Below are 11,394 nucleotides of genomic sequence, written 5' to 3' on the forward strand. Positions count from 1 at the left end.
CCATGACACTTGAGGCCGCGAATCCTCAAATTTCTTGACAAAACAGGCTCGCATCCCTACTCGCGCTACATTGGCACGGCGTGAAAAATCACGCCTCGTGCAGCGAAAGAGACTGCGTTCCAACGGGGGGCCAAATGGCACGATCCCTTCTACTTGGTGTACTGCTGATGTGGCCCGGCGCTGCCCTGGCCCAACAGGCGCAAGCGGCAACCGATCAGGCCCGTGCCTTTTTGGTCAATGGCGGCCCGACCCTGTGGGTGATCGCCGCGCTGTCGGTTGTGACCCTGACGCTGATCCTGTGGAAAACCTGGCGGCTGGTTCTGATGGGTGCTTGGACCTCGCGCCATTCGCTGAAAGCCGTCGCCCTGTTCGAAAACGGAGACGCAAGTGCAGCGCAAAACGTGGTCAAAGGTCGGCGCAGCATCCGCTCGTCCGTGGTGCACGCGGCGCTGCAAGCCATCGACACCCTGCCCGAGGCCAACGCCCGCGAGGAAACCACCCGCGCGGCCAAGGCCCAACTGGCGCAGGCCCGCACAGGGCTGGGTGCGCTCGAACTGATTTCGACCATCGCGCCTCTTCTGGGTCTTCTGGGCACCGTTTTGGGTATGATCGCAGCGTTCCAGGCGCTGCAGGCCGCAGGCTCGCGTGCAGACCCCGCGCTGCTGGCCGGCGGCATCTGGGAGGCCCTTCTGACCACCGCGGCCGGAATGGCCGTGGCGATCCCGGCCTCGGCCGCATTGACCTGGTTCGAAGCCGTGATCGACAAGCTGCGCCGCGATCTTGAGGACAGCGCCACCCGCCTGTTCGTCGCAGATCGCCCCAAGAAAATCAGGCTGGCCGCGGAGTAAGCAGATGCACTTTGCCCCGCCCATCCGGCGCCGCCGCAAACCCAGCCTGACCCCGATGATCGACGTGGTGTTCCTGCTGCTGGTGTTCTTCATGCTGGCCTCGCGCTTTGGGATCGAGGCCGTGCTGCCCCTGCCCTTGTCTTCGGCCGGAGGTGAATATTCCGGCCCGCCCCGGCTGATCGACATTACACCGCAGAGCGTGGCCCTGAACGGAGTACCGACCTTGGATCTGGTCGCGGCGCTGACCCCGTTAATGGACAGCCCGCAAGACATGGTGATCCTGCGCGGCAAGGACGGCGCCACGCTGCAACATGTGGTTACCGTTTCCCAAACGCTGCAGGCTGCGGGCTTTGCTTCGGTTGTGTTGGTCGAATAACGATGGAATTCCCGTCCCCTTCCCGGCGCCCGCGCGGCGAAAGCATCGTCCCGATGATCAACGTGGTGTTCCTGCTGTTGATCTTCTTTCTGATGACATCACAACTGGTCCCGCCCGAACCGTTTCAGGTAACCCCGCCCACGGCCACCAGTGCGCAACAGCCCCAGGCCGAGTTGACGCTTTATGTGGACGGCTCTGGCCTGCTGGCCTTCGAGGATTTGCGCGGCACCGAAGCGATTGCTGCGTTGGCTTCGCAGAACCCCCAAACCCTCAGGCTGCGCGCGGACGCGCAGATCGAGGCGCAACAAATCGCCCGGATCTTGCGGCAGCTGGCCCAGGCCGGTTTACCCCGTGTCGAGCTTGTGGTGACAGGCCAATGATCCGCGTGCTGGAGTTTTCTGTCTTTGGGGCCATCGCGCTTGCGGCCCATGCCGCGGTATTCATCGCCCGCCCCCCGACCGGTGCCGAAGCCGGCGGCAGCGGCGGTGATGCGCTGGTGTCTATCCAGGCCGCGCCGGATGAGGTTGCGGCGATCGTCGCGCAATGGGACCGACCCGTTACCGTGCAAAGCGCCGTCCAGTCGCCCACAGCTCCGAATGTGTTGGACAGACCGGACGCGCCGGTGCCTTCGGCATCCCGGCCTCGGCCGCCAGGCAGCCCGCAGATGGCCGCGCTGCCCGTGCCGCCCACGGATTTAATTCAACTGGATACCGCATCAGCGGTTCCGACCCGTCCGAAACCTGAACCTCAGCCCAAACCGAGTCCCAGTTCGGCCGGTCAGGCTGGGCAAAAGGCAGCCGGAAGCGGCGGCTCCAAGCAGGCAGGAAGTCGCGAAAGCGCACAGGTGGCAACGGCCAGCAAGGGGCAGCAAGCTGAGCTAAGGCAAATCTGGGGCGCCAAGATCCGAAACAGGATCGCTCGCTCACAGCGGTTCCCGCGCACTCTTCGGGCCACGGGCACCAGCGTTGTAAGGCTCAGCGTTCGGCGCGATGGGGCCTTGCTTGGGGTGACGTTGGCCCGTTCGTCAGGAAACAGCGCACTGGATCAGGCCGCGATCGCCTCGGTCAAGCGCGCCAAAAGGTTCGCCAAGGCGCCGAAAGATCTGCCCGGCAACAGTTTCAACTTCGTCCTCCCCATCGAGAAGACGCGCTAGCGGTACAAGCGCGGGAGCTGGAAACCTGCGCGCCCTACTCGCTGAGTTTTCAAAGCAAGTCTCTGACCCGAATCGCCTGTGGCGCAACCCTGCAAAGCACCGCGCCCATACCGAATGCGTGCTGCATCCCGGCGGCACCTCGGGCAATCGTGAAACAGGGAAGCACTGCTGGGCCGCATTTCCAATCGATCGTCAAAAGACACAAAGTTTTCTTTTATTTCAAATCTGTACGCCCCCCAAAGCAACACGATATACGGCGCCACCCGGGCAATCGCATGGGATGGAAAAAGATTGACTGTTAATCGCGGCCCACCCAGCATTCACCAACAGCTCAGCCATTCTGTCACCAGATTGGCCGCAAAATGTTCGGTTTCGGAATGCCGATGCGACAGGAAAACCGGGTTAAGGAGGCAATCAGGATGCGCGCACAGAATGGCTCCAACATCGAAAAGCTCGTTGAACACCGCACCGCGCATTACACCGCGCATTCGGAAATGGCGCGGTATTTCACAAACACCCCTGCCAGCGTCTTGCTGCGCTTTGCGACGCCGTCAGTTTGCCGTCTGAATGCAGGCAAGAAAGTCATGCGCGTCGGCGGAGACAAGGCGTTCGAGTTCTTCCCCGGCGATGCGCTGTATGTGCCGCCCGATACCGATATTCTGATCGACCTGAGCGCCGCCGGGCCCGACACACCAATCACTTGCGACAATCTTGAGATCGAAACGGGCCGAATGGATCGCACACTGGCGCGGCTGAACGAAAGCCTCTCGGCCAAAGGCTCGGCCATCAGTGCGCATATCGACTGGAGCCGCTATGTGGTGATGCGCGGGTCCGAGGCGAATTCGCTGCGGCTGCCCTCGTTGATGGCGCTGTTCCAGCAGGACGAACCGATGTTCCGCGACCTGCGGATCGAAGCTCAGATTGATGAAATGCTGCTGACGCTGCTGCACAAACGCAGCCGCGATCTGTTGGACATGAAAGAATCTGATGCCATCGACAACGGCATCATGGCCGCAGTCCGGGAAATCCGCAAAGATCTGTCGGTCCACATCAGTAACGAGGATCTGGCGCGGATCGCCTGCATGAGCGAATCTTCTCTGTTTCGGAATTTCCGCCGTCAGTTCGGGGTCACGCCCGCGCGCTTTGCCAATCAGCTGCGGATCACGGCAGCGCGGCGCATTCTCAGCGCTCAGGTCACGCGTACGATCGAATCTATTGCCTTTGATCTTGGGTTCTCAAGTGCCAGCCATTTCGCAAAAGTCTTTCGTCAGATCACCGGTGAAACGCCAACGGCCTTTCGGGACCGGCGCACCCACGCGGTGCATGAACTGACGCGGCAGTCTCGTATCGAAAACTGACAGTTTCGTTGCTGGTCCGGCAATGCGTTCGCTGCTTTGATGCCCCCGGAGAGAGGGAGGACATCATGAAAAGAACGCGTAACCCCCGGATTTAGTGCACCATTATCGGCCTGCAAGCGCAGTCCGACGCATCCCCAGGAAACCCCAACATTCCCATCCCGCGCGAGGAGACGCAGGGGGAAACATGGCGCGACATCCGCGCCCTGGGCTACTGGATGCGGCCAGTTATTCCGGCGACAACGACGCCTTTCATGACGTTTCCCCCCGATATCAGGGAGAAGAACATGACAAAAACAACTTCTGAAATCAGCCGCCGCGCCGTGCTGAAAACCGGAGGCGCAGCGCTTGCAGCCGCGACCTTGGCGACACCCGCGCTGGCCAAGACCCGAACGGTCAAAATCGGGATCGTTTCGCCGGAAACCGGCCCGATGGCCGCCTTTGCCGAACCGACGGCCTTTATCGTTTCGCAGATCCTGAACACCATGGATCACAAGATCAGCATCAGCGGGGTCGACCATCCGTTCGAGATTATCGTCAAGGACACCCAATCCAGCCCCAACCGGGCCTCGGAAGTGGCGCTGGAGCTGATCCAGCGTGACGAGGTGGACATGATCCTCAGCTATGGCGGGCCCGAAACGGCCAACCCGGCCTCGGATCAGTGCGAGCTGAACGGCGTGCCCAGCGTGTCGACAGCGGTCCCGCTGGAGCCTTGGTTCTTTGGACGTGGCGGCGATCCCAAGGTGGGGTTTGACTGGACCTTCCATCATTTCTTTGACGGCAAAACCTACGCCGACTCCATGCTCAGCTTTATCAATCGGCTGGAGACCAACAAGGTCATGGGCGGGCTGTGGCCCAATGATGCCGATGGACTGGCGCTGTCTCAGGCGTTTACCGATACGTTCGGCGGGGCTGGGTATGACATCGTTGATCCGGGGCGGTTCGATTTGCCGGCCTCCAGCTACTCCACGCAGATTTCCACGTTCAAAGCCGCCGGGGCCGAATTGGCGCAGTGCGTGGTGCCCCCGCCCGCCTTTACGCTGTTCTGGGATCAATGCGCCCAGCAGGGGTTTCAGCCCAAGGTGATGATCGCCTCGAAATCCAGCGAATATCCGCCGTCGATCAAACCCCTGGGCGATCGCGCCCGTGGTGTCAGCGTTCCGATCTGGTTCTCGCGGGCCTATCCGTTTGCTTCGTCGATCACCGGGCAGACCGCGCCACAGATCATCGACGCCTACGAGGCCGCCGCAGGGCGCCAATGGGCCGCTACGCTGGGATCAACCCACGCGATGCTTGAAGCGATGATCGACGCCTTGCAACGCTCGGCCGATATTGATGATCCGGCAACGGTGCGGGATGCTCTGGCCGCGACCCGCCTGGACACATTGATCGGCAAGGTCGATTTCTCGTCGGGCAGCTTGCCCAACGCCTCTCGGATGGGGGTGGTGATGGTGCAATGGGACAACGCGGCCGAGGGCTCGCCCTATCCGCTGGACATGGCTGTCGTCGACAACTCCCAAGCGCCCGAGATCCCGATGGACCGCGCGCCTTTCGCGATCCCCTATAGCTGACCCGGCATGGTGGCGGCTTTCAACTGTCGCCACCACTCCCCCCCTTTTATGAAAGACCCTGACCAGATGCTCGAACTGACTTCTGTCTCCAAAAGCTTTGGCGCGCTGGATGTGATCGGCGATGTGACGCTCTCTGTCGACGAGGGCGAGCTGGTGGGCATTCTTGGCCCGAACGGCGCCGGTAAAAGCACACTTTTCAACCTGATCAACGGCAATCTTCCGGTGTCCTCGGGCACCATTGCCTATGAAGGCAAAATGATCACCAAGACGCGCCCTTGGACGCGCTGCCGGATGGGCATTGGACGCACGTTTCAGGTGCCGCGCCCGTTTCGTGGGTTGTCGGTGTTTGAAAACGTCTTGGTGTCCGCCGTGCATGGCACGGGATGCTCGATCCATCATGGTCGGGAAAAGGCCGCCCACGCACTGGACATGACAGGGCTGTGGCACCGGGCACAGCTTTCAGCCGGAGATCTGGGACTTCTGGATCTGAAACGGCTGGAACTGGCCAAGGCATTGGCGGTCGAGCCCAAGCTGTTGCTGCTGGATGAGATTGCGGGCGGGTTGACCGATGCGGAATGCGACACGCTGTTGGATATCATCAGCACCGTGCACGAACACGGCGCCACGGTGATCTGGATCGAACATGTGATCCACGCCCTGACCCGCATTGCGACCCGTCTGGTGGTGCTGGGTGAAGGCCGCATCATCGCCAGCGGCACCCCCCGCGACGTACTGGCCGACCGCAAAGTACGCGAAATCTACATGGGCGATATCGAAGCAGAGGTGCAGGCATGAGCTCGCATGACACCGATGCGCTGACCCTGCGCGACCTGCATGTCCACTATGGCAAATTCCACGCGGTGCACGGGGTATCCCTCAGCATCCGGCCCGGCCAGATCACCTCGATCATTGGGGCGAACGGGGCGGGGAAATCCTCGACGCTCAAGGCCATTCTGAACCAGGCGGGCAGCGTGTCGGGGTCCGTCACACTGGGCACGGATGAATTGGTCGGACTGGAAACCAGCGATGTCATCCGCAAGGGCGTTGCACTGGTCCCCGAGGGGCGCTGGCTGTTTCCGACCCTCAGCGTCGAGGAAAACCTGGATATCGGGCGGCAAGTGGCCCGTCCCGGCAAGGGGATGACGCTGGAGGATGTCTATGACTGGTTCCCGATCCTGAAAGAGCGCCGCCGCCAGCTTGCACGCGATCTGTCCGGGGGGCAGCAGCAGATGGTTGCGATCGGACGGGCGCTGCTGACCAACCCGCGTTTCCTGCTGTGTGACGAAATCAGCTTGGGCTTGGCCCCGGTGGTCGTGAACCAGCTGTACGCCATCCTGCCGCGCATCTGCGAACGCGGGGTCGGCATCGTGATCGTCGAACAGGACATCAGCCGATCCCTGTCCGTGGCGCAGGAATTCCACTGTTTCCTCGAAGGCCGGATCACCCTGTCGGGCGATCCCGGCGAGGTCACGCTCGACACTGTGTCGAAACATTATTTTGGGAGCTGAACATGACCGATATCCTTAATCAATCCATTCAGGCAATCCTGCTGGGCGGCCTTTACGCGATGTATGCGCTGGGATTGGCTGTCTCGGTTGGCGTGCTGCGATTTGTCAACGTCGCCCATGGCGACATGATCGTGCTGATCTCTTTCCTGTTCCTGTCCGTGACCCAATTTTTGGGGCTGCCGCTGGTGATCGGCGCGCTGTTGATGATCCCCGTGGGCATGGGGCTTGGCTGGCTGTTGCAACGCGGGATTTTCCAGCGCGCCGCCGGAATGGGAGAGCTGCAGGTCATCCTGGTGGCCTTTGGCCTGTCTATCGTGATCCAGAATGCACTGCTGGCAGGCTATGGCGCGGACGCGCGGCGTGTCAGCGCCAGCGGGCTCGAGGCGGCCTCGTTCCCGATCCTGCCCGGCGTCTATGTCGGAGTGGTACCGCTGATCATCTTTGTTGCCGCCGTGGCGTTGATTTTCCTGCTGGACCGGTTGCTGCACGCTACGCGCCTAGGGATCGCCATTCGTGCCATCTCGGACAATCTGGTGGCCGGGCAGCTGAACGGCCTGCCTGTGCGCCGGCTTCAGGCCGCGACCATGGCCATCGTCGGCGTGACCATCGCCGTGGCCGGGGTGTTCATGGCCGTCTGGACCAATTTTGAACCCTCGGCTGGTCCGTCCCGCCTGCTTGTCGCCTTCGAGGTCGTCGTTCTGGCCGGCTTGGGCAGCTATTGGGGCGTTCTTATCGCGGGCATTCTGATTGCCGCGGCGCAGACACTGGGGGCCTCGATCGACTCGGCCTTTCAGATCCTGGGCGGTCATCTTGTGTTCCTTGTCCTGTTCTTACTGCGCCCCAACGGGCTGTTCCCCCGCAGCTAAAGGAAATCACTGATGTCCTACTCTGTTCTTCTGACCTGGATTTTGCGCGCTGTTCTGGCCTTGCTGGTTCTGTCGCTTTTCGCGGTGCCCTTTGTGCTGGGGCGGGCCGATATCCAGCTGGTAATGCAGGCGCTGACCGTTCTGTCACTGGCGATGCTGTGGAACCTGCTGGCAGGGTATTCCAACCTGATCGTGATCGGCCAGCATGCGCTGGTTGGCACCGGAGCCTATGCCTTTTTCGGCTGCGCCATCCTGTTGGGCCTGCCCATTCCGGTGGCGATACTGGGCGCGATGGCAGTCAGCCTTGTGGCGGGCGGCGTGATCCTTGCGATCATCTTTCGACTGCGCGCGGCCTATCTGGCCGTCGGCAGCTGGGTCGTCGCCGAAGTGTTTTTGCTAATCGCCAGCCGCCTTCAAAGCTTTGGCGGAGGATCGGGCATTGCTCTGCCCGTGGCCTTTGTCAAACGCTTCGGAAGCAGCAATGACACGCGGCAAATGACGATCTATTTCATGGTGCTGGCCACGGCGCTGGTGATCGGTGTCGGCATCTGGGTCATCATGCGCTCGCGCATCGGGTTGGCCCTGTCGGCCATGCGCGATGACGAGGACGGCGCGGTGACCGCCGGGGTGAACCTGCCGGCCGCGCGGATGCTCAGCTATCTTGTGGTGGCGCCTTTTACGGGCCTGATCGGCGTTCTGGTTACGCTGCAAACCCTGCGAATCTCGCATCTTTCGTCTTTTTCGATGCTGGACTGGACCATTTTCGTTCTGTTCATCGTGGTCATCGGCGGAATCAAAACGCTGGAGGGCCCGATCCTGGGCACCATCGTGTTTTTCGTAATCCGCCAGAATCTGCAGGACTTTGGTGTCTGGTACCTGATCACGCTTGGCGCCCTGGCCGTTGCCGTCATCCTGATCGAGCCCCGTGGCCTGTGGGGGCTGATCCGGCGCCACCTGTCCGATGATCTTTTGCCGCTCAGGCACAAGCCCCCATCCCAACCGCCCCACCCGAACCGGACACCCGGCCATGGCGCGGCGCGGCACCCATAATCACAACCTAACAGGAGGAGACCCTTCATGGAAATCACAGCTGCAATTGCACGGGCACCGTCCAAGCTGAGCATCGAAAAGGTTCAGATCGAAGACCCGCGCCCCGACGAGGTTCTGGTTCGCATGGTCGCGACCGGATTGTGCCACACGGATGTCTCGGCGCTCGAAGGGATTCTGCCCATGGAAATGCCCATGGTTCTGGGCCACGAGGGAGCGGGCATCGTCGAAAAAGTCGGCGCGGACGTCACCCATGTCAAACCCGGCGATCCCGTCGCCATGAGCTATAACTTCTGCAACCAGTGCCCCAGCTGCGCTCAGGGCAAGCACACCTATTGCTATGACTTTCTGCCGCTGAACTTTAACGGTTTGCAGCGCGCGGATGGCAGCTCGCCCATTTCCAAAGATGGCGAAAAAATCAACGCGTTCTTCTTTGGGCAGTCCTCGTTCGGGACCTATGCCATGTGCACCGGCAAGAATGTCGTCAAGGTGCCCGATGATGTGCCGTTGGAAATTCTTGGCCCGCTGGGATGCGGCATCCAGACCGGCGCCGGGGCGGCTGTGAACTCGCTTGGCATCAAAAAGGGCGATGTGTTCACCGTATTCGGCGCTGGTACCGTGGGTCTGTCCGCCGTGATGGGCGCCAAGGTCGCCGGGGCGAAAACCATCATCGCCGTTGACCTGTCCGAAGACCGTCTTGCCACCGCAAAAGAGCTGGGCGCGACCCACACGATCAATGGCGGCGCGGATGATCTGGCCGCCGAGATCATGAAAGTCACCGGTCACGGCACGCAATATGCGCTGGATACCACTGGCAACCAGATGATCATGGAAACGGCGCTGGCTGTCACTGCTCCGCTGGGCACATGCGCCTATTTGGCCGGGGTGCACCCCGATATGCGTATCCCGGTTGACCCGACCTTCATGATGCAGGGACGCAAACTGATCGGGATCATCGAGGGCGACAGCCACGACGCCGGCGCGTTCATCAACCAGATGATCGATTGGTACAAGGCCGGCAAGTTCCCCTTCGACAAGATGATCCGGTTCTACGATTTCCAGGATCTCGAGACCGCGATCCATGACAGCCACACCGGCGAAACCATCAAACCCATCGTGAAATTCGCCTGAAACAGCGATCAAGGAGAGCTCTTATGACTGTAGACATGAATTTCGGCCCCGAGGCCTGGCGCAACGCGTTCTTTACCGGCGAATGGCAGGCTGCAGGCAATACGCTGACCGTGGCAGAACCCGCAACGGGCGAGCCTTTGGTCGAGGTCGGGCTGGCCAATGCGCGTGATGTGGCTGCGGCCGCGGAACGTGCCTCGGACGCGCAACGGGAATGGGCAGAGATGCCCTTTTTGGACCGCGCCGCCGTGTTCCGCCGGGCCGCCGCCATTCTGGAACGCCGCACGGACGAATTCGTCGGCTGGATCGTACGCGAAACCGGGGCCATCCCACCCAAAGCGATGTTCGAGATCAGCTCGGTCATCAACCACATGCATGAATCCGCGGCGCTGCTGACCCAGCCCAAGGGCATCTTGCTGCCCTACGCCGGGGACGGGCTGTCGATTGCGCGGCGCATCCCTTTGGGCGTTGTGGGGGTGATCTCGCCGTTCAACTTCCCCCTGTTGCTGTCCAGCCGGGCGGTGACCCCGGCGCTGGCGTGCGGCAATGCGGTGGTGCTGAAACCCGACCCGCGCACCCCCGTCGTTGGCGGTTTCCTGCTGGCCGAGGTCATGGCCGAGGCCGGCCTGCCCGCCGGTGTTCTATGCGTCCTGCCCGGCGCGGCCGAGGCGGGCGAGGCCCTGATCACCGATCCCAATATTCGGATGATCTCGTTCACCGGCTCCAGTGCTGTCGGGCGCCGTGTGGGGGAACTGGCCGGCAAACATCTGAAAAAGGTGGCGCTGGAACTGGGCGGCAAGAACGCCCTGATCATTCTGGATGACGCCGATATGGACCTGGCCGTTTCCAACGGATCCTGGGCAAGCTGGCTGCATCAGGGGCAAATCTGCATGAGCGCTGGCAAACATCTGGTCCACGAAAAAATCGCCGAAGAATACACCGCCCGCATGGCCGAAAAGGCGCGTAACCTTCCCGTAGGCAACCCCGCCACCGAAGAGGTCGCGCTTGGGCCCCTGATTTCGGACGCTCAGGCAAAACGGGTCAGCGGATTGGTCAATGACAGCCTTGCCAGCGGCGCAAAACTAGAGGCAGGCGGCATGGCCAACGGCGTGTTCTACCCCGCGACGGTGCTGTCCGGGGTCACTCCGGATGCGCCGGTGTTCAGCCAGGAAATCTTTGGCCCGGTCGTCTCGATCACCACCTTCGCCTCGGATGACGAGGCCGTGGCGCTGGCCAATGACACCGAATACGGGCTGTCTGCGGGCATTCTGACCAACTCGATCTCGCGCGGCAAAGCGATCGCGGATCGTCTGAAGGTCGGGCTGGTTCATGTCAACGACCAGACCGTGAATGACGACGGCTTTATGCCAATGGGGGGGCAAGGCGCCTCGGGGAACGGTTCGCGACATGGCGGCATCGCCAATATCGAAGAGTTCACCCAGTGGCAGTGGCTGACGATCAAGGACACACCGCCGCAATACCCGCTTTAACAAACTCACCCCGGTCGCTGACAGCGGCCGGGGTAAACGACCCCGCCATTTT

At 61.7% G+C, this 11,394-nt stretch carries 12 protein-coding genes; all 12 read left to right on the forward strand.

The window, feature by feature from the left end; genetic code table 11:
* Window positions 1-134: 134 nt before the first annotated feature.
* The 12 genes from ACOQOQ_RS00735 to ACOQOQ_RS00790 all read left to right on the forward strand — a co-directional run bounded on the left by ACOQOQ_RS00735 (window position 135) and on the right by ACOQOQ_RS00790 (window position 11,342).
* Window positions 135-848 carry a MotA/TolQ/ExbB proton channel family protein gene (locus ACOQOQ_RS00735; protein ID WP_420568254.1) on the forward strand — a complete coding sequence of 238 codons (714 nt, stop codon included), beginning with the start codon at window positions 135-137 and terminating at the stop codon, window positions 846-848.
* 4 nt (window positions 849-852) lie between these two features.
* Window positions 853-1,224, forward strand: a complete 372-nt coding sequence (locus ACOQOQ_RS00740) for an ExbD/TolR family protein (RefSeq protein ID WP_420568255.1) — start codon at window positions 853-855, stop codon at window positions 1,222-1,224.
* Window positions 1,225-1,226: 2 nt separating this feature from the next.
* On the forward strand, window positions 1,227-1,604 hold the full coding sequence (locus ACOQOQ_RS00745; protein ID WP_420568256.1) for an ExbD/TolR family protein: 378 nt from the start codon (window positions 1,227-1,229) through the stop codon (window positions 1,602-1,604).
* Complete coding sequence (locus ACOQOQ_RS00750) at window positions 1,601-2,377, forward strand: TonB family protein (protein ID WP_420568257.1); 777 nt, start codon at window positions 1,601-1,603, stop codon at window positions 2,375-2,377. The genes ACOQOQ_RS00745 and ACOQOQ_RS00750 overlap by 4 nt, the downstream gene beginning before the upstream one ends.
* A gap of 419 nt (window positions 2,378-2,796) precedes the next feature.
* The gene (locus tag ACOQOQ_RS00755; RefSeq protein WP_420568258.1) at window positions 2,797-3,735 is read left to right on the forward strand and encodes a helix-turn-helix domain-containing protein; all 939 of its coding nucleotides are present in this window, start codon (window positions 2,797-2,799) and stop codon (window positions 3,733-3,735) included.
* A 284-nt stretch (window positions 3,736-4,019) separates the two neighbouring features.
* A complete protein-coding gene (locus tag ACOQOQ_RS00760) occupies window positions 4,020-5,303 on the forward strand; it encodes an ABC transporter substrate-binding protein (RefSeq protein WP_420568259.1) in 1,284 nt (427 codons plus the stop codon).
* A gap of 66 nt (window positions 5,304-5,369) precedes the next feature.
* The gene (locus ACOQOQ_RS00765) at window positions 5,370-6,098 is read left to right on the forward strand and encodes an ABC transporter ATP-binding protein (RefSeq protein WP_420568260.1); all 729 of its coding nucleotides are present in this window, start codon (window positions 5,370-5,372) and stop codon (window positions 6,096-6,098) included.
* Window positions 6,095-6,811: an ABC transporter ATP-binding protein gene (locus tag ACOQOQ_RS00770; protein WP_420568261.1), complete on the forward strand. Its 717-nt coding sequence runs from the start codon at window positions 6,095-6,097 to the stop codon at window positions 6,809-6,811. The genes ACOQOQ_RS00765 and ACOQOQ_RS00770 overlap by 4 nt, the downstream gene beginning before the upstream one ends.
* Before the next feature lie 2 nt (window positions 6,812-6,813).
* A complete protein-coding gene (locus tag ACOQOQ_RS00775) occupies window positions 6,814-7,677 on the forward strand; it encodes a branched-chain amino acid ABC transporter permease (RefSeq protein WP_420568262.1) in 864 nt (287 codons plus the stop codon).
* Window positions 7,678-7,689: 12 nt separating this feature from the next.
* Window positions 7,690-8,727 carry a branched-chain amino acid ABC transporter permease gene (locus tag ACOQOQ_RS00780; RefSeq protein ID WP_420568263.1) on the forward strand — a complete coding sequence of 346 codons (1,038 nt, stop codon included), beginning with the start codon at window positions 7,690-7,692 and terminating at the stop codon, window positions 8,725-8,727.
* A gap of 27 nt (window positions 8,728-8,754) precedes the next feature.
* Window positions 8,755-9,855: an NAD(P)-dependent alcohol dehydrogenase gene (locus ACOQOQ_RS00785; protein WP_420568264.1), complete on the forward strand. Its 1,101-nt coding sequence runs from the start codon at window positions 8,755-8,757 to the stop codon at window positions 9,853-9,855.
* Window positions 9,856-9,878: 23 nt separating this feature from the next.
* Window positions 9,879-11,342 (forward strand): benzaldehyde dehydrogenase, encoded by a 1,464-nt coding sequence (locus ACOQOQ_RS00790; protein WP_420568265.1) that lies wholly within the window; start codon window positions 9,879-9,881, stop codon window positions 11,340-11,342.
* Window positions 11,343-11,394: the final 52 nt, after the last annotated feature.

Source organism: Thalassovita sp., from assembly GCF_965218685.1.
GTDB lineage: Bacteria > Pseudomonadota > Alphaproteobacteria > Rhodobacterales > Rhodobacteraceae > Thalassobius.

What these genes read in the sequence shown, in the direction of transcription:
- ACOQOQ_RS00760 (WP_420568259.1), top strand. Translation starts at nt 4,020, where the DNA reads ATGACAAAAACAACTTCTGAAATCAGCCGCCGCGCCGTGCTGAAAACC.
- ACOQOQ_RS00735 (WP_420568254.1), top strand. Translation starts at nt 135, where the DNA reads ATGGCACGATCCCTTCTACTTGGTGTACTGCTGATGTGGCCCGGCGCT.
- ACOQOQ_RS00740 (WP_420568255.1), top strand. Translation starts at nt 853, where the DNA reads ATGCACTTTGCCCCGCCCATCCGGCGCCGCCGCAAACCCAGCCTGACC.
- ACOQOQ_RS00780 (WP_420568263.1), top strand. Translation starts at nt 7,690, where the DNA reads ATGTCCTACTCTGTTCTTCTGACCTGGATTTTGCGCGCTGTTCTGGCC.
- ACOQOQ_RS00755 (WP_420568258.1), top strand. Translation starts at nt 2,797, where the DNA reads ATGCGCGCACAGAATGGCTCCAACATCGAAAAGCTCGTTGAACACCGC.
- ACOQOQ_RS00775 (WP_420568262.1), top strand. Translation starts at nt 6,814, where the DNA reads ATGACCGATATCCTTAATCAATCCATTCAGGCAATCCTGCTGGGCGGC.
- ACOQOQ_RS00790 (WP_420568265.1), top strand. Translation starts at nt 9,879, where the DNA reads ATGACTGTAGACATGAATTTCGGCCCCGAGGCCTGGCGCAACGCGTTC.
- ACOQOQ_RS00770 (WP_420568261.1), top strand. Translation starts at nt 6,095, where the DNA reads ATGAGCTCGCATGACACCGATGCGCTGACCCTGCGCGACCTGCATGTC.
- ACOQOQ_RS00785 (WP_420568264.1), top strand. Translation starts at nt 8,755, where the DNA reads ATGGAAATCACAGCTGCAATTGCACGGGCACCGTCCAAGCTGAGCATC.
- ACOQOQ_RS00750 (WP_420568257.1), top strand. Translation starts at nt 1,601, where the DNA reads ATGATCCGCGTGCTGGAGTTTTCTGTCTTTGGGGCCATCGCGCTTGCG.
- ACOQOQ_RS00745 (WP_420568256.1), top strand. Translation starts at nt 1,227, where the DNA reads ATGGAATTCCCGTCCCCTTCCCGGCGCCCGCGCGGCGAAAGCATCGTC.
- ACOQOQ_RS00765 (WP_420568260.1), top strand. Translation starts at nt 5,370, where the DNA reads ATGCTCGAACTGACTTCTGTCTCCAAAAGCTTTGGCGCGCTGGATGTG.